Below are 17,351 nucleotides of genomic sequence, written 5' to 3' on the forward strand. Positions count from 1 at the left end.
CGGGTGGGCGGGCCCGTGCCGACTTGTACTCCTTGTCTGTGCCGACGTGGGTGGGGTGGGACGCGTGGCCCGGCGCTGACGGGGTGCCGCCTGCGCCCACCCGTGCCGCCCCAGGCGGCACGAATGCCCGCAGTCCGGAGGGCGTCACGAACGCCGGCAGCCCGGAGGGAACCGCGCGATTGCCCACAGCGGGGAGGGAACCGCACGATTCCCACAGCCCGGAGGGAGCGACGCGCACACCCGCAGCCTGCGGAGCCTCACGAACGCCCGCAGCCTGGAGAGGACCGCGTGACTACCCACGGCCCGGAGGCGGCAACGCGCACCATCCTCGACCCGGAGGACGCGGCGCGCACACACGCAACCCACAGGACGCGGCACGCACACACGCACCCACAGGACGCGGCACGGACACCCGCAACCCACAGGACGCAGCGCGGACGCCCGCAGCCTGGAGGGCCTCACGAACGCCGCAGCCTGAAGGGGACCGTGATTACCCCCAGCCCGATGGGACACCGCGCACACCCGCAGCCCGGAGGCCGCGCACAGCCCCCACGCCCTGGGGTGCGGTGTGGGTGCGCGCGGGCTTGAGGGAGCGACGTCAAGCACAGGCAGGCTGGAGGGAGCACCGCCAAGCACACGCAGGCCGAGGGAGCAGCGGCAAGCGCACGTGAACTGGAGGAAGCGGCGCCAAGCACACGCAGGCCGAGAGAGCACCGCCAAGCACACGCGAGCCGAGGGCCGTGTGACACGTTCGGGTTAGTTCCGTGCTGGGTCCCGGGCTCCCCCGGGGCATGGTCGTAGGAGCGCGCGGGTGTGGACGGAGGCTGGCGTGGGCGGTGATGCGGGTATGGCGGCCTCCGGCGGGGAGGCGGGGGGCGGGGCGTCCGCGAGCGGTGGGGGGCTGAAGCGGCGGCGGCGCAGGCGGCGGCTGCGGATCGCCGGGATCGCGGTCGTCGTACTGGCCGGGGCCGCCGCGGGCGTCGGCTGGGCGGTGTACGCCAAGCTGAGCGGCAACATCACGGCGGACGAGGCGGCCGCCGCAGAACTCGCCCGGTACGAGAAGGAGCGGCCGGCCTCCCAGGCGCGCGGCGCGCAGAACGTCCTCCTGATCGGGTCGGACTCGCGGTCCGGAAACGGCAACTCCCGCTACGGACACGACTCCGGAACCGAGCGGTCGGACACCACGATCCTGCTCCACCTGGCCGCCGGCCGGGACAGCGCCACCGCCGTCTCCCTCCCCCGCGACCTCATGGTGAACGTCCCCGGCTGCCACCGCCCCGACGGGTCCCTCACGAAGCCGGCGTTCGCGCAGTTCAACTCCGCCTTCGCGGCGGGCGGTTCGGCGTGCACGATCCGTACGGCGGAGAAGCTGACCAGCATCCGGATCGACCACCACGTGGTCGTCGACTTCGAGGGCTTCAAGGAGATGGTCGACGCGCTCGACGGCGTCGAGGTGTGCCTGCGCGAACCGGTCGACGACAAGGACGCCGAGCTGAAACTGCCCGCGGGCCGGGTGACGCTCGACGGGGAGCAGGCGCTCGGGTACGTCCGCGCCCGCAAGTCGCTCGGCGACGGCAGCGACACCGACCGGATGAACCGGCAGCAGCGTTTTCTGGGGGCCCTCGTGAACAAGGTGCAGAGCAACGGCGTACTGCTGAATCCGGTGAAGCTGTACCCCGTTCTCGACGCGGCCACGTCCTCGCTCACGACGGACCCGAAGCTGGCGAGCCTGCGCGGCCTGTACGACCTCGTGCGCGGGCTGCGCTCGATTCCCACCGAGCGTGTGCAATTCCTGACCGTCCCCCGGGAGTCGTACGCGGGCGACGCCAATCGGGACCAGCTCGTGCAGCCCGACGCCGGAAAGCTCTTCGCCCGCCTGCGGACGGACGAGCCCGTGACGATCACGGCCGCCCGGCGGGACCCGGCAGGCGGTACGGGGAATTCCGGGGAAGCCCGTACCCCCGAATCCCCGGCACCGACGTTCAGCGGGAACACCGCCGACGAGGACATCTGCGGGTAAAGCGCATTCCAAGAAGGGGCAACTCCGAGTGCAAGATGACATGCGCGAGCGGACAATTGTCCGAGAAATGCGCCGGATTGCCCAGTTGTAAGGTTCGTGGAATGCGTCACTGCCGTCGCCCTGCGCCCAACGGGGCGGTTAATGTGAGCGATCCGGTGTGCCCGGCCGCGGACTTCTGCCCTGGCCACGCACTGAACTGACGTGAGCGAGACCGGGCGCCCGGTGGGGAGGGGCGCCGCGTGGCCCCGACGGAGGATTCGGACAACCGTGGACGCGCAAGGCCGTGGGCAGGCGGAGGGCATCGACCCCGCAGACCAGTGGGTGCTCAATCCGGACACCGGTGACTACGAACTGCGACTGCCCTCTTCCGCACCGCAGTCGCCCGTCCCCGGCCCCCGCCGGGCCGCCCCCGCCCCGGAGCGCGAGGTCCCCGCACCGCGCAGGCGCCGTACGACGCCCGAGGAGCCGCCGCCGGGACGGCGCGACCGCCGGCGGCCGGCGAAGAAGGCGGCGAAGAAGAAGTCGAGGGCCAAGAAGATACTGCTGTGGACCGGCGGCACGATGGCGTTCGTCGTCCTCGCCGTCGGCGCGGCCGGGTACCTCTACCTCCAGCACCTCAACGACAACATCGACTCCCTCCCCGACGACGGCGCGAGCACCGGTGGGTTCCGCAAGGACCAGGCGATCAACATCCTGCTGATCGGCACCGACAAGCGCACCGGTTCGGGCAACGAGGGCTACGGCGACAAGGGCAGCGCCGGGCACGCGGACACCAACATCCTGCTGCACGTCGCCAAGGACCGCTCCAACGCCACCGCGCTCAGGGACCGTCACCGAGCTGACCGGGGTCAAGCCCGACAACTTCATGGTGGCCGACTTCAACGCGGTCAAGACGCTGACCTCGGCGGTCGGCGGGGTCGAGGTCTGTCTCGCGAAGGACATCGACGACCCCGACTCGCACCTGAACCTGCCGGCGGGCAAGCACACCATCGAGGGCGAGGACGCGCTCGCCTTCGTCCGCACCCGGCACTCCGTCGGCTTCGGCGGCGACCTGAGCCGTATCGAACTCCAGCAGCAGTTCCTCAGTTCGCTGATGCGCAAGCTCAAGTCCAACGACACGCTCACCAGCCCGACGAAGATGGTGAAGCTGGCCGAGGCGGGCACCAAGGCGCTGACCGTCGACGCCAAGCTGGACGACATCGGCAAGCTGAAGGACCTCGGTCTGGAGCTGGGCAAGCTCAACATCAAGAACCTGACCTTCGCCACGGTGCCGGTCAAGGACAACCCGGCCGAGAAGACCCCGGTGACCGTCGTCCTCAAGGACGGGGACGCCCAGCAGGTCTTCGACATGGTCAAGAACGACGTCTCCTTCACCGAGGTCAAGCAGAAGGAGAAGGAGAAGCAGAAGAAGGAGGACGCGGCCGTCGCCGCCCGTCTGGAGGGCGAGAAGTCCGAGCCCGCCGAGGTCCGCGTCCGCATCCTCAACGGCGGCGCCTCCTCCGGCAGCGCGGGGCGCGAACTGACCTACCTCCAGAACGAGGCCGGGGTCACCAAGTCCGAGAACGCGGGCAACGCCCCGGCCGACATCGCCAGGACCACCCTGGAGTACGCCCCCGACCAGGCCGACCAGGCCCGCGCCCTCGCCGTGACAGTACGACAGTCCGTCGGCCGAACGGTCCTTCGGTGAACAATCCACCGTCCTCCGTACAGCCAACGACGGGCTTCGTACGTCCAACTGTGCGAACAGGTCGCGTGCCGCAGCGTGTTCGCGGGCCCGAGGGTGGGAGAGGGACATGACGCAGAGCAGTGTGCGCGGGGAGGCGACGCGACCGGAAACGGTCCGGCACGCCCGCGGCCGCCGGTCGGGACGCGGCGGCCGGGACGCGGACGGCACGGGTGCGGCCGGGCAAGGAGACCCCGGCGGGCCGCGGGGCGGCGGAGGCGGACACGGCAGGCGCTCCGGCCGGCGGCCCGGACGCGGGCACCGGGTGCTGAGGTGGTCCGCGACCACTCTCGCGGTGGTCGTCCTGGGCACGGCCGGCGCCGGATACCTCTACTACCGGCACCTGACCGCCAACATCGACAAGGGCGAGCGCAGCAGCGGCGACTCCAAGGCGCACAAGGCCGAGCCGAACGCGGCCGGACAGACGCCGCTGAACATCCTGCTGCTCGGCTCCGACAGCCGGGCCTCCGCCGCCAACGTGGCCCTCGGCGGCGGCAGGAACCACCGCGACAACCCGCCGCTGGCCGACGTGCAGATGCTGATCCACCTGTCCGCGGACCGCAGGAGCGCCTCGGTGGTGAGCATCCCCCGGGACACCCGGGTCGACATCCCCGCCTGCAAGGACCCCGACACCGGGGAGAAGTTCCCAGCGACCAACGACATCATCAACACCTCGCTGGCCCGCGGCGGCGCCGGCTGCACCCTGGCCACCTGGGAGAACCTCACCGGCGTCTACATCGACCACTGGCTGACGATCGACTTCGCGGGCGTCGTCTCGATGGCGGACGCGATCGGCGGGGTCGAGGTCTGCGTGAACCAGAACGTGTGGGACCGCCCGCTGCCCGGCGTCCCCGGCGGCTCGGGCCTGAAGATGACGGCTGGCGCGCACAAGGTCGAGGGCGAGGAGGCGCTGCAGTGGCTGCGCACCCGGCACGCCTGGGGCAGTGACCCGCTGCGGGCCCGGGCCCAGCACATGTACATGAACTCGATGATCCGCACGCTCAAGGACCAGAACGTCTTCACGGACGCCGGACGGCTGATGGACCTCGCCGAGGCCGCGACGAAGTCGCTGACCGTCTCCGAGGAGGTCGGCACCCCCAAGAAGCTGTACGACCTGGGCATGCAGCTCAAGACGGTGCCCACGGACCGCATCACCATGACGACGATCCCCACCGTCGAGGACCCGCAGGACAGGAACCACCTGCTGCCGGCCGAGGACGCCGACAGGATGTGGGCGATGCTCCGCGACGACGTCTCCTTCGACGACAAGGGGAAGCGGGACGGGAAGGGCTCCGCCAAGAGCGACGGGGAGGGCGCGGCCGGGGACGGTTCCGCCGGGGCGGGCGGCGCCGTCGAGCCCTCCGACGAGCCCGCCGCCGATGCCGAGATCGGCGTCCTGGTCCAGAACGCCACCCGCTCCGCCACCCTCGGTCCGGTCCCGGGCCGGGCCGGCGCGGTCGCGGGGACACTGGTGGACAAGGGCTTCGTGAAGGCGGCCAAGGACACCTCGGCGGCGCTCTCCGAGGAACGGACCGTCGTGCGCTACCCGAGCGACGGGCTGGCGGGCGACGCACGGCGGGTCGCCGAGGCGCTGGGCATCCCCGCCAACGCGGTGCGCAAGAGCGCGGACGTGTCCGGGATCACTCTCGTCGTGGGAGCTGACTGGCGCGACGGCGCGTCCTATCCGAAGCAGAAGACACCCGAGGCCGGGGACCTTCCGGAGAACAGCGACGCCATCAACGGCTCGGACACCGGCAAGTGCATGGACGTCTACAAGCCCTACCGATGGTAGGAGTTCACGAAAATAGGAGGGAATGCCCTGTTGTAGGGGTGACGTTCGTGACACCAGTGTCGTTCGACGCCGAACCGGGCGGATAGTGTGAGCGCTCCAGTGCCGCCTGCCGCGAGGTCCGCCCTGGCGTCGTGCACTAGTTGGCTTTTCATACCGTGCGCCTTCAAGGGAAGGTGCCGCGTGGCCCCCGACGGAGGATTGGGAGACCGTGGACGCGCAAGGACGTGGGCGGGCAGACGACGTGGATCCCGCAGACCAGTGGGTGCTGAATCCGCGTACCGGTGAATACGAACTGCGGCTGTCCCCCTCCGCGCCCTCCGCGCCGGAGCCGTCCGTCCCCGGCCCCCGCACGGCGGGCCCCGGCACGGCGGGCAGCCGCCGCACGGCCGCTCCGGGCCGCGAGGTGCCGCCCCAGCGGCGCCGCCGCCCCGCGCCCGAGGAGCCGGTGCCCGGCCGCCGCGGACGCCGGCCGGAGAAGAAGAAGTCCCGGGGCAAGAAGGTCCTGCTGTGGACCGGCGGCACCATGGCCTTCGTCGTCCTCGTGGCCGGCGTGGGCGGCTACGTCTACCTCAAGCACCTCGAGGGCAACGTCTCGACGACGGACGTCGGCACCGCCGGAAGCAGCAGCTTCAAGAAGGACGAGGCCTTCAACATACTCATCATCGGCACCGACAAGCGCACCGGTGAGGGCAACGAGGGCTACGGCGACAAGGGCAGCGCCGGGCACGCGGACACCAACATCCTGCTGCACGTCGCCAAGGACCGCTCCAACGCCACCGCGCTCAGCATCAAGCCGGACCACTTCATGATGGCCGACTTCAACGCGGTCAAGACGCTGACCTCGGCGGTCGGCGGCGTGGACGTGTGCGTGGAACACGCCGTGGACGACCCGAAGTCGCACCTCAAGCTGCCCGCGGGCGAGTCCACCGTCGAGGGCGAGCAGGCCCTCGCCTTCGTCCGCACCCGGCATGCCTTCGGCAACGAGGGCGACCTGGACCGCATCAAGGTGCAGCAGCAGTTCCTGGGCTCGCTCATGCGGAAGATGTCCTCCAGCGACACCCTCACCAGCCCCACCAAGCTGGTGAAGCTCGCCGAGGCCGCGACCAAGGCCCTCACCGTGGACAGCGCCATCGGCAACGTGGGCACGCTCAAGGACGTCGCCCTGGAGCTGAAGAAGGTGCCGCCGAAGAACATCACGTTCACCACCGTGCCGGTGCTCGACAACCCGGCCGAGAAGGTCAAGGCGACGGTGGTCGTGAACGAGGCGAAGGCCCCCCAGGTCTTCGACATGATCAGGAGCGACATCTCCTTCACCGAGGTCGAGCAGAAGAAGAAGGCGAAGCAGAAGAAGGAGGACGCGGCCGTCGCCGCCCGCCTGGAGGGCGAGAAGTCCGAGCCCGCCGAGGTCCGCGTCCGCATCCTCAACGGCGGCGCCCCCTCCGGCAGCGCGGGACGCGAACTGACCTACCTCCAGAACGAGGCAGGGATCACCAAGTCCGAGAACGCGGGCAACGCCCCGGCCGACATCGCCAGGACCACCCTGGAGTACGCCCCCGACCAGGCCGACCAGGCCCGCGCCCTCGCCGCGCGTCCGAGCGCGAGAAGCACGTCCGGGAGGACGCCGACGAGACCGCCGACGAGGCCGTCGACGGCACCGGGGACGGCACGGAGGGAGCCCGTCCGCGGCGGCGCCGCCGCGCCCTGCGCTGGACGGCGGTGCTGCTCGCCGCGGTGCTGGCCGGTACGGCCGGGGCCGGTTACCTCTACTACGAGCACCTCAACGACAACATCCGGCAGGACGCCCTGAACCTGGGCGACAGCAAGGTCGCCGCGCCGACACCGAACGCGGCCGGGCAGACCCCGCTGAACATTCTCGTCATCGGCTCGGACGCCCGGGACAGCGAGGAGAACCAGCAACTGGGCGGCGCCCGCGAGACGTTCGGCTCCACGCCGCTGGCGGACGTGCAGATGCTGGTGCACCTGTCCGCCGACCGCAGCAACATGTCGGTGGTCAGCATGCCGCGCGACACCCTGCTGGAGATACCCAAGTGCACCGACCCGGAGGACGGCACGGTCTACCCGGCCAGCGAGGGCCGGGTGATGACCAACCAGAGCCTCGGCCACGGCGGTCCGGGCTGCACGGTGGCCACCTGGCAGGAGCTGACCGGCATCCACATCGACCACTTCGTCATGGTCGACTTCGCGGGCGTGGTCTCGATGGCCGACGCCGTGGGCGGCGTCCCGGTCTGCGTGGACGCCAACATCCACTCGCGCGACGGCGAGGGCCACGGTTCCGGCCTGAAGCTGGAGAAGGGCACCCACCCCGTCAAGGGCGAGCAGGCCCTGCAGTGGCTGCGCACCCGGTACGGCTTCGAGGACGGCAGCGACCTCGCGCGGGCCAAGGCGCAGCACATGTACCTCAACTCGATGGTGCGGGTACTGCGGGAGAACGCGACCCTCAGCAGCCCGAACAGGCTGCGCAGGCTCGCCGAGGAGGCCACCGAGGCGCTCACCGTCGACCCGGCCCTGGACTCCGTCAAGAAGCTGTACGACCTCAGCAACGAGCTGCGCACGGTGAAGCCCGAGCGCATCACCATGACCACGATGCCCAACCGGTACGTGGGCGCCCGCGTCGAACCGACCGAGGACGCCGAGCAGTTGTTCCGGCTGGTGCGCGAGGACATCGCCCTGGACGGCAAGGACACCAAGGACGCCAAGGAGAAGCCCGACGCCGAGCCGGAGCCGCCCGCCGACCCGGCCGCGCCCGACGACGAGCTGGCGGTCCAGGTCCGCAACGGCACCCGCACCAACGAGCTGGGCACCGCCCCCGGGCGCGCGAACGCGATCGCCGGGCTCCTGGTGGAGCGGGGCTTCACGAAGGCCGTCGCGGACCCCTCGGTGCTGCCCAGCGAGGACCGCACGGTGATCCGCTACCCGAGCGCCGACCTGGAGGGCGACGCACGGCGCGTCGCCAAGTCCCTGGGCATCCCGGCGAGTTCGGTGAAGCGGTCGACGGACGTCTCCGGCGTCACGCTCGTCGTGGGCGCCGACTGGCGCGAGGGCACGGCCTACCGGGAGCCCGGGAGCGACGACAGCACCCCCGAGTCGGCCCAGGCCCTCAACGGCGCCGACGACAGCGCCTGCATGCACGTGAACCCGGGGTTCACCTGGTCCTGAGCGGCGTCAGCGCGCCCCGGCGGCGTCCGTGGCGTCCGCGTCCGGCCGCACCGCCGGGCGCCGCGAGGCGATGACCTTCCTGGCCAGCGACTTCGGACTGGTCAGGAAGCCCCAGCCCCACGACATGTGCATGGTCGCCAGCGCCACCGGGATCTGCGCCCGCGCCTTCAGCCCGAGCCCCTTGCCTGCGGGCAGCGAACCGGCCACGATCGCCGCGAGGTAGCCGCCGGGCACGACGAAACCCCACGGGGTCAGCGCGGCGCCCACCACGACACCGGCCGCGATGGCGCACACGGCGGCCGGCGGGGCGAGGTAGCGCAGGTTGATGGAACCGGAGTGGTAGCGGGCGACGACGTGGCGCCAGCGGCCGTAGTCCTTGTACTGCTTGGCCAGCGCCCGCACGGACGGCCGGGGGCGGTAGGACACCTTCAGCTCGGGCGAGAACCAGATCAGGCCGCCGGCCTCGCGGATGCGGAAGTTCAGCTCCCAGTCCTGGGCGCGGATGAACTCCTCGTTGTACCCGCCCTGCCGCTCCAGCGCCTCGCGGCGGAAGACACCGAGGTACACGGTCTCGGCGGGCGCCGCCCGGCCGCCGGTGTGGAACGCGGCGTTGCCCACGCCGATCTTCGACGTCATCGCGGCGGCGACGGCGTCCTCCCAGGCGTTCTCCCCCTCGGCGTGCATGATGCCGCCCACGTTCTGCGCGCCGGTCTCCTCCAGGAGCCGTACGGCCGTGGAGATGTAGTTCGGCGACAGCATGCCGTGGCCGTCGACGCGGACGACGACGGGGTGGCGGGAGGCCTTGATCGCGGCGTTCAGCGCGGCGGGCGTGCGGCCGGTGGGATTCGGCACGGTGTGCACGCGCGGATCCTCGGCGACGAGCTCGGCGGCGATCTCTTCCGTACGGTCCGTGGAGGGACCGACGGCGATCACGACCTCCATCTCGCCGGCGTACTCCTGGGCGAGGATGGCGCGGACGGCGCCGCGCAGGTGCCGCTCCTCGTTGAGGACGGGCATGATCACGGAAACGGCGGGCAGCCGCACGTCGGACTTGGCGTTCATCGGTGCTCACGTTACCGCGAACGGGGGACACGGGTGCGCGCCGCGGGGGTCACAGCACCGGTCAGCAGATCGTATGGGCCTACGGTGCTGACGAATCCCACGTCCGGCCTCACGCTCCACGCCCAGGGGCCCGTCCCCGCGGAGGTGTCCCCCTTGTCCACGCCGCCCCGCTCGTCCCGGGTCCCGGCCTCGCCCGGCCGGGGCGGACCACGGCCGCAGCGCGCTCCCGGACCGCCCCGGCGCCCGCCGAGGCCCCCCGTACGGCGGAAGAAGCCGCGCTGGGCCATGCGGGCGGTGACGGCGCTGTCGGTGGTGGTCCTCGGGTCCGCCGGGATCGGGCACGCGGTACTCAGCGGCCTGGACGACGACATCTCGCGGGTCGACGCGTTCAAGGACATGAAGAACCGGCCCAAGGCGGGCGGCGGCATGAACGTCCTGCTGGTCGGCACCGACGGGCGGGACAGCATCACCGAGGAGGAGCGGCGCACGTACCGGCTGGGCGGCGCGCCCTGCCACTGCACCGACACCGTCATGATCGTGCACATCTCGGCGGACCGGGAGCGCGCGAGCGTGGTCAGCCTCCCGCGCGACTCGTACGCCGAGACCCCCGGCCACACCGACCGCACCACGGGCGAGCACCACGAGGGGCACCCGCTCAAGCTGAACGCCGCCTACGCCGAGGGCGGCCCGCAACTGACGGTCCGCACCGTGGAGCACATGACGCACGTGAAGATCGACCACTATCTGGAGGTCGACTTCACCAGCTTCATGAAGACCGTCGACGTCCTCGGCGGCGTGAAGATCTGCACCGTCCAGCCGCTCAAGGACAGCTACACCGGGCTCGACCTCGCCCCGGGCACCCACACGCTCATGGGCGGGCAGGCCCTGCAGTACGTGCGCTCCCGCCACCTCGACGGCGCCTCGGACCTGAGCCGGATGAAACGCCAGCAGCGCTTCCTGGCCGCCCTGATCGACCGGGCGACCTCCTCGGGCATCCTGCTGAACCCCCTGAAGTTCCGTGACGTCACCCGGGCCGTGCTGGGCTCGGTCCGCGCCGACCAGGGCTTCGGCACCGACGAGCTGCTGACGCTGGGGCGGGCGATGCGGAACTTCTCGCCGTCGTCGTCCGAGTTCACCACCGTGCCGATCGGACAGATGGGATACGCCGTCAAGGGCGTCGGATCGACCCTGAAGTGGGACCCCGTGAAGTCGAAGCGGATCTTCGACGCCCTGCGCGAGGACGAGCCGCTGTCCGCGCCGAAACCGAAGCCGAAGGGCCCGGCACCGGTACGGGTCCCGGTGGACCCGCAGCAGATCCGCGTCCAGGTGGAGAACGGCACCCGCACACCGGGCCTCGGCAAACGGGTGGACGACGCGCTGGCCGCAACCGGCTTCCGCACCACCAAGGCGCCGCGCAACGCCACCGGCCCCGCGGCCGGGCGGACCGTGGTCGCCTACGACCCCCGCTGGGACCAGTCGGCGAAGTCGCTGGCCGCCGCCCTGCCCGGCAGCGAGCTGAAGCCCGTCGAGGGGCAGGGGGCGACGCTGAAGGTGATCGCCGGGGCCGACTTCGAGAAGGTCGTCAAGGTACGCCCGGCCGACCCGCCGCAGGAGTCGGGCACGGTGGTGCGGGGCGACGAGGTGGTCTGCGGCAAGGAGTGAGGCGCGCCGGTCCGCCGCCGCGCCCCCGCTCAGTTGCCGGAGACGGTGACCTTCTCGTCGTTCTTCAGCTCCTGCACGAGCTTCTTCACCTTGGCGTCGTCCCACTTGAGGTTGCCGCCGACGCTGCCGGAGATCGGCATGTTCATCGAGGTGCCGTCGCCGCCGCTGACGCTCTTCATCGCCCAGAACATGCTCGCCAGGTCGAACAGGCCCATGTCCTTGTCTACGATGAGGGAGTCCAGGCCGGCCCCCATGGTCGGGTACAGCTTGAACGGGTTGAGGACCGTCGACGGGGTGGCCACCTGGCTCGCCAGCGCGGACAGGAACTTCTGCTGGTTCTTGGTGCGGTCCAGGTCGGAGCCGGCCAGCGCGTACCGGGTGCGGACGAAGGCGAGGGCCTCCTGGCCGTTGAGGGTCTGCTTGCCCTTCTTGAGGTCGGCGCCGGACTTCTTGTCCTTGATGTCCTGCGGGATGTCGATCTCGACGCCGCCGACCGCGTCCACGATGTTCGCGAAGCCGCCGAAGCCGATCTCGACGTAGTGGTCCAGGCGCAGACCGGTGTTGTACTCGACGGTGCGCACCAGCAGTTCGGGGCCGTCCTCGGCGTAGGCGGCGTTCAGCTTCGTACGCCGGCCGGTGGCCGCGTACTTCTTGCCGGACTCGGAGCCGACGAAGCTCGGGATCTCCACGTCCGAGTCGCGGGGCAGGGAGATCAGCGTCGACCCGCTGTCCCCGGTGTGCAGGATCATCATCGAGTCGGTGCGCTTGCCCTCGGCGTAGCCGGTGTGCAGGTCCTTCATCTCGTCCTTGGACATGCCCTCGCGGCTGTCCGACCCGACGATCAGGTAGTTCGTGCCCTCGCCGGCCTCGGGCCGGTCGATGACCTTGGACAGGTCGACCTCGCGGTTGAGCTTGGAGTCGGCCCAGAAGTAGGTGCTGACGGTGGTGACGACCAACACGGTCACCACCGTGATCGCGGTCCACTTGATCCGGCGGCGCCAGTTCGGCGCGGGCCTGCCCTGCGCCCGGCCGCCGGGGCCGTGGCCGGCGCCGCTGCCCCCGTAGACCTGGCCGGTGTTGTAGCCGCTGTCGTAGCCGTCGCCGCCGTACCCCTGGCCGTCGGTGTACGACGGCTGCTGGGGCACCCCGGCGCCGTACGGCGGGGCCGACGGGCCCGGGCCGGGCGGCGTCGCACCGCGGCGGACCTGACGCATCACGCGTGCGCTCTCGGGCCGTGCGCTCGCGCTGCCGCGCCCGTATCCGCCGCCGCGGTTGTCACCGGACCATCCCTCGGGCCAATCATTCATGCGCCCAGTGTGCCGGGCTGCCCTGTGGGCGGTACAAGGTATGTCGGGAAATCAGGGCAGCGCTGTTGCGAACCCGACACAAAACCACGTCCGTGTGACCCCGGCATAAGGTGGACGGCATGACAGACCAGGCACAACAGGCCTCGGCCGCACACCCGGCGCCCCCGGAGATCCCGGGCAAGCCGACCTCGGCCTCCCGCACCACCCTCAGCCACATCATGACGCACGGCGACACCAACCTTCTGGGCACCGTGCACGGCGGCGTGATCATGAAGCTCGTCGACGACGCCGCGGGCGCCGTGGCCGGACGGCACTCCGGCGGACCCGCCGTCACCGCGTCCATGGACGAGATGGCGTTCCTGGAACCCGTCCGCGTCGGCGACCTCGTCCATGTGAAGGCCCAGGTCAACTGGACCGGCCGCAGCTCCATGGAGGTGGGCGTCCGGGTCATGGCCGAGCGCTGGAACGAGTCCACCCCGGCCACCCAGGTCGGGTCGGCCTACCTGGTCTTCGCCGCGGTCGACGCGGACGGCAAGCCCCGCACGGTCCCGCCGGTGCTGCCCGAGACCGAGAAGGACAGGCGCCGCTACCAGGAGGCCCAGATCCGCCGCACCCACCGCCTGGCCCGCCGCCGCGCGATCATGGAGCTGCGCGAGCAGCGGGCGGCGGAGGGCTTCGAGGACTGACCGGCCGGGACGACCGGCCGGCCGGGGCGCCGGTCAGAGCATCAGCAGCAGCCGTGTGTTCGGCACGAGCTTGCGGTTCACGCTGGTGCTCTGCACGAAGATCGTGAACTCGTCGTTGTGGTCCGGTTTGATGCGGACCTCGACGTCCGGCAGACCGAGCAGGGCCCGGGCCTCGGGCCCGGTGTACACCCGGTCCGTCTTCTTCTCCAGCACCGATATCTGCTTCTTCGGCTGGACCTTCTCCGACTTGCTGAGCTGGTAGAAGGCGCCGCCGGTGCGGTAGGTGTGCCCGCTCTCGACGACCCACTCCCGGATCGCCACGTCGCGGGGCACGTCGATGAGCCGGTACTTCGAGGTGTCCACCGGGGTGAGGCCGGCCGCCCTGACGGTGTCCTTGTTGACCGTGTCCGCGCCGGTGGAGAACACGGTCCGCGAGCCCCGGATGCCCCTGGTGCGTCCCACCATGAACTTCTCGGTGGCCTCCTGGATGACCTGTCCGGCCTCCTCCAGGCCCTGGGTGCTCGTGGCGTCCCAGATCGCGATGTTGTCCTTCGGGAAGCCGTACTGCATGGCCTCGCGCTTGCCCATCTGGTCGGGGACGAGGACGGCCAGCGTCCAGTTGTCCTCCTGCGTCTCGATCATCGAGGACACGGCCCGGACCAGGGCCCGCGGGTCACGGGCGGGGGCGTCCGGGCAGCGGTGGCTCACGTTCTCCTGCCCGTCGGTGAGGACGAAGGTGAGGAAGCTGTGGTCGCCGTAGAGCTGGGCGGTCTGCGCCAGCTCGTGCTGCGACTTGAGCGTGGCCGCCAGCAGCGCCGTCATGCCGCCGACCCGGTACATCTCCTTCAGCGAGGGCATCCGCAGCACGTCCTTGTCGTAGATGACGCACTCCACCTGGTCGGCGAAGACGTACACCGTGACGCGGGTCTCCTGGTCCAGCTCCTGCGAGCGGCGGGCCAGGTAGGCGATCTGCTGGTCGGCGACCTCGACCACCTTGTGGCTCAGGCGGCGCATGGACGAACTGGCGTCCAGCACGAGAGCGACGTGGTTGATGTAGTTCTGGCTTGTGGACATGGCGGCTCCCCCTCTTACCGATGGCCGTTCACCGGCTTCCCGACTCGATGGATCCACCGTCTCACCCGCCACTGACAACGGGTCACGACGAGCGAGGGGCGCCCGGCCCGCGGACGCCCCTCGCCGTACGACTCCCCCGCCGCTACGGCAGGTTGCGCGCCATCACGATCCGCTGGACTTGGTTCGTACCCTCATAAATCTGGGTGATCTTGGCGTCGCGCATCATGCGCTCCACCGGGTAGTCGCGGGTGTAGCCGTAGCCGCCGAGGAGCTGGACGGCGTCCGTGGTGACCTCCATGGCCACGTCGGAGGCGAAGCACTTGGCGGCGGCGCCCTGGAAGGTGAGGTCGCCGTCGCCGCGCTCGGACTTGGCGGCCGCGGCGTAGGTGAGCTGGCGGGCGGCCTCGATCTTCATGGCCATGTCGGCGAGCATGAACTGGATGCCCTGGAAGTCGGCGATCGGCTTGCCGAACTGCTTGCGCTCCCGGACGTAGCCCTTGGCGTAGTCGAGGGCGCCCTGGGCGATGCCGAGGGCCTGGGCGGCGATGGTGATGCGGGTGTGGTCCAGCGTCTTCATCGCCGTGGCGAAGCCGGTGCCCTCCGCGCCGATCATGCGGTCGGCGGGGATGCGGACGTTGTCGAGGTAGACCTCGCGGGTCGGGGAGCCCTTGATGCCGAGCTTCTTCTCCGGGGCGCCGAAGGAGACGCCCTCGTCGGACTTCTCGACGACGAAGGCGGAGATGCCCTTGGAGCGCTTGGTGGGGTCGGTGACGGCCATCACCGTGTAGAACTCCGACTCGCCCGCGTTGGTGATCCAGCGCTTGACGCCGTTGAGCACCCAGAAGTCGCCGTCGCGGACGGCCTTGGTCTTCATGCCGGCCGCGTCGGAGCCCGCGTCGGGCTCGGAGAGGCAGTAGGAGAACATGCCCTCGCCCTTGGCGAGCGGGGCCATGTACTTCTTCTTCAGTTCCTCGGAGCCGGAAAGGATCACGGGGAGCGAGCCGAGCTTGTTCACGGCCGGGATGAGGGAGGACGACGCGCAGACGCGGGCCACCTCCTCGATCACGATGACCGTGGCGAGCGCGTCGGCGCCCGCGCCGCCGTACTCCTCGGGGACGTGCACCGCGTGCAGGTCGTTCGCGGTCAGGGCGTCCAGCGCCTCCCGCGGGAAGCGGGCCTCCTCGTCGACCGCGGCGGCGTGCGGCGCGATCTTCGCCTCGGCCAGCGAGCGGACGGCGTCGCGGAGCATGTCGTGCTCCTCCGACGGGCGGTACAGGTCGAAGTCAGCCGATCCGGCCAAGGTGTCTCACGCTCCAAAACGCTGTGATGCTGGGCACGCTAACTACCGTTAAGTAACCCAAATTTTAGAGCCCGCCCGCGTTCGTGGATAGGTGAGCTTGACGACAGCCGACCGAAGGGTTCTTCCCGCGCCCCCGATATGCTCGGGCGCGCACCCACGCCGTACACCCCTGGAGCACCCATGGCCCTGAAGATCACCGTGATCGGTACCGGTTATCTCGGCGCGACGCACGCGGCGGCCATGGCCGAACTCGGTTTCGAGGTGCTGGGTCTGGACGTGGTGCCCGAGAAGATCGCGATGCTCCAGCGGGGCGAGGTCCCGATGTACGAGCCGGGGCTGGAGGAGCTGCTGCGCAAGCACGTCGCGGGGATCGAGGGCTCCAGCGGGCGGCTGCGCTTCACCACCGACTTCGCCGAGGTCGCCGCCTTCGGCGACGTGCACTTCCTGTGCGTGAACACCCCGCAGAAGCACGGCGAGTACGCCTGCGACATGTCCTACGTCGACTCCGCGCTGGCCTCGCTGGCCCCGCACCTGACCGGCCCCGCGCTGGTCGTCGGCAAGTCGACGGTGCCGGTGGGCTCCGCCGACCGGCTGGCCGCCTACCTGGCCGAGCACGCGCCGGCCGGCCACCGGGCCGAGCTGGCCTGGAACCCGGAGTTCCTGCGCGAGGGCTTCGCCGTCCAGGACACGCTGCACCCGGACCGGATCGTGGTCGGCGTGCGCAGCGAGCGGTCGGAGAAGCTGCTGCGCGAGGTGTACGCCACGCCGGTCGCGGAGGGCTCCCCCTTCGTCGTCACCGACTTCCCGACCGCCGAGCTGGTGAAGACCTCGGCGAACTCGTTCCTCGCCACCAAGATCTCGTTCATCAACGCGATGGCGGAGGTCTGCGAGGCCGCCGACGGCGACGTCGCCAAGCTGGCGGAGGCCATCGGGTACGACGACCGGATCGGCCGGAAGTTCCTGCGGGCCGGGATCGGCTTCGGCGGCGGCTGCCTGCCGAAGGACATCCGCGCCTTCATGGCCCGCGCGGGCGAGCTGGGCGCCGACCAGGCGCTGACCTTCCTGCGCGAGATCGACTCGATCAACATGCGCCAGCGCGGCCAGATGGTGGAGCTGACCCGGCAGGCGCTGGGCGGCGGCCCGCTCCTCGGCAAGCGGATCGCGGTGCTCGGCGCCACCTTCAAGCCCGACTCGGACGACGTGCGGGACTCCCCCGCCCTGAACGTCGCCGGTCAGGTCCACCTCCAGGGCGCCCAGGTGACGGTGTACGACCCCAAGGGCATGGCGAACGCCCGCCGGCTCTTCCCGACGCTCGGCTACGCGGACTCGGCGCTGGAGGCGGTGCGGGGCGCGGACGTCGTGCTGCACCTCACCGAGTGGCGGGAGTTCCGCGAGCTGGACCCGCAGGTCCTGGGCGAGGCGGCGGCGGCCCGGGTGATCCTGGACGGCCGCAACGCGCTCGACCCGACGCTGTGGCGCAAGGCCGGCTGGACCTACCGGGCGATGGGCCGCCCCACCGCCTGACGACGGCCGGACGGGGACGCCGGT

Annotated in this window: 11 protein-coding genes and 1 pseudogene; 8 read left to right on the plus strand and 4 right to left on the minus strand. The window is 70.8% G+C overall.

Annotation, left to right across the window (positions count from 1 at the left end; genetic code table 11):
- The first annotated feature begins 847 nt into the window (after positions 1 to 847).
- From IG88_RS0128000 to IG88_RS0128020, 5 genes and pseudogenes are all read left to right on the plus strand, one after another.
- The gene (locus tag IG88_RS0128000; protein WP_031046962.1) at positions 848 to 2,020 is read left to right on the plus strand and encodes an LCP family protein; all 1,173 of its coding nucleotides are present in this window, start codon (positions 848 to 850) and stop codon (positions 2,018 to 2,020) included.
- Between the two features lie 267 nt (positions 2,021 to 2,287).
- Positions 2,288 to 3,665 (plus strand): annotated as a pseudogene (locus IG88_RS39180) (LCP family protein); the annotation flags it as partial.
- A gap of 148 nt (positions 3,666 to 3,813) precedes the next feature.
- Positions 3,814 to 5,535 carry an LCP family protein gene (locus tag IG88_RS0128010; protein WP_031046966.1) on the plus strand — a complete coding sequence of 574 codons (1,722 nt, stop codon included), beginning with the start codon at positions 3,814 to 3,816 and terminating at the stop codon, positions 5,533 to 5,535.
- Positions 5,536 to 5,743: 208 nt separating this feature from the next.
- Complete coding sequence (locus IG88_RS0128015) at positions 5,744 to 7,342, plus strand: LCP family protein (protein ID WP_234332335.1); 1,599 nt, start codon at positions 5,744 to 5,746, stop codon at positions 7,340 to 7,342.
- On the plus strand, positions 7,252 to 8,712 hold the full coding sequence (locus IG88_RS0128020; protein WP_234332336.1) for an LCP family protein: 1,461 nt from the start codon (positions 7,252 to 7,254) through the stop codon (positions 8,710 to 8,712). Before IG88_RS0128015 ends, IG88_RS0128020 begins: the two co-directional genes overlap by 91 nt.
- Positions 8,713 to 8,718: 6 nt before the next feature.
- Here IG88_RS0128020 and IG88_RS0128025 read toward each other — a convergent pair whose 3' ends face one another.
- On the minus strand, positions 8,719 to 9,774 hold the full coding sequence (locus IG88_RS0128025) for a glycosyltransferase family 2 protein (RefSeq protein ID WP_031046972.1): 1,056 nt from the start codon (positions 9,772 to 9,774) through the stop codon (positions 8,719 to 8,721).
- A gap of 285 nt (positions 9,775 to 10,059) precedes the next feature.
- On the opposite strand from IG88_RS0128025, the gene IG88_RS0128030 reads away from it, so the two are divergent.
- Positions 10,060 to 11,436 (plus strand): LCP family protein, encoded by a 1,377-nt coding sequence (locus IG88_RS0128030; protein WP_031046975.1) that lies wholly within the window; start codon positions 10,060 to 10,062, stop codon positions 11,434 to 11,436.
- A gap of 29 nt (positions 11,437 to 11,465) precedes the next feature.
- Here the strand turns inward: IG88_RS0128030 and IG88_RS0128035 are convergent, their stop codons facing one another.
- Positions 11,466 to 12,743, minus strand: coding sequence for an LCP family protein (locus tag IG88_RS0128035; protein ID WP_199807511.1), 1,278 nt, complete (start codon positions 12,741 to 12,743; stop codon positions 11,466 to 11,468).
- A 119-nt stretch (positions 12,744 to 12,862) separates the two neighbouring features.
- On the opposite strand from IG88_RS0128035, the gene IG88_RS0128040 reads away from it, so the two are divergent.
- Complete coding sequence (locus IG88_RS0128040) at positions 12,863 to 13,429, plus strand: acyl-CoA thioesterase (RefSeq protein ID WP_031046983.1); 567 nt, start codon at positions 12,863 to 12,865, stop codon at positions 13,427 to 13,429.
- Between the two features lie 33 nt (positions 13,430 to 13,462).
- Here IG88_RS0128040 and IG88_RS0128045 read toward each other — a convergent pair whose 3' ends face one another.
- A complete protein-coding gene (locus IG88_RS0128045; RefSeq protein ID WP_031046986.1) occupies positions 13,463 to 14,503 on the minus strand; it encodes a vWA domain-containing protein in 1,041 nt (346 codons plus the stop codon).
- A 142-nt stretch (positions 14,504 to 14,645) separates the two neighbouring features.
- Positions 14,646 to 15,803: an acyl-CoA dehydrogenase gene (locus IG88_RS0128050; protein ID WP_031046989.1), complete on the minus strand. Its 1,158-nt coding sequence runs from the start codon at positions 15,801 to 15,803 to the stop codon at positions 14,646 to 14,648.
- Positions 15,804 to 15,983: 180 nt separating this feature from the next.
- Between IG88_RS0128050 and IG88_RS0128055 the strand changes: the two genes are divergently transcribed.
- Complete coding sequence (locus tag IG88_RS0128055) at positions 15,984 to 17,327, plus strand: UDP-glucose dehydrogenase family protein (RefSeq protein WP_031046991.1); 1,344 nt, start codon at positions 15,984 to 15,986, stop codon at positions 17,325 to 17,327.
- The last annotated feature ends 24 nt before the right edge of the window (positions 17,328 to 17,351 follow it).

The organism is Streptomyces sp. NRRL F-5650 (assembly GCF_000721365.1).
Lineage (GTDB): Bacteria > Actinomycetota > Actinomycetes > Streptomycetales > Streptomycetaceae > Streptomyces > Streptomyces ardesiacus.

What these genes read in the sequence shown, in the direction of transcription:
- IG88_RS0128000 (WP_031046962.1), top strand. Translation starts at nt 848, where the DNA reads ATGGCGGCCTCCGGCGGGGAGGCGGGGGGCGGGGCGTCCGCGAGCGGT.
- IG88_RS0128010 (WP_031046966.1), top strand. Translation starts at nt 3,814, where the DNA reads ATGACGCAGAGCAGTGTGCGCGGGGAGGCGACGCGACCGGAAACGGTC.
- IG88_RS0128025 (WP_031046972.1), bottom strand. Translation starts at nt 9,774, where the DNA reads ATGAACGCCAAGTCCGACGTGCGGCTGCCCGCCGTTTCCGTGATCATG.
- IG88_RS0128030 (WP_031046975.1), top strand. Translation starts at nt 10,060, where the DNA reads ATGCGGGCGGTGACGGCGCTGTCGGTGGTGGTCCTCGGGTCCGCCGGG.
- IG88_RS0128035 (WP_199807511.1), bottom strand. Translation starts at nt 12,743, where the DNA reads ATGAATGATTGGCCCGAGGGATGGTCCGGTGACAACCGCGGCGGCGGA.
- IG88_RS0128040 (WP_031046983.1), top strand. Translation starts at nt 12,863, where the DNA reads ATGACAGACCAGGCACAACAGGCCTCGGCCGCACACCCGGCGCCCCCG.
- IG88_RS0128045 (WP_031046986.1), bottom strand. Translation starts at nt 14,503, where the DNA reads ATGTCCACAAGCCAGAACTACATCAACCACGTCGCTCTCGTGCTGGAC.
- IG88_RS0128055 (WP_031046991.1), top strand. Translation starts at nt 15,984, where the DNA reads ATGGCCCTGAAGATCACCGTGATCGGTACCGGTTATCTCGGCGCGACG.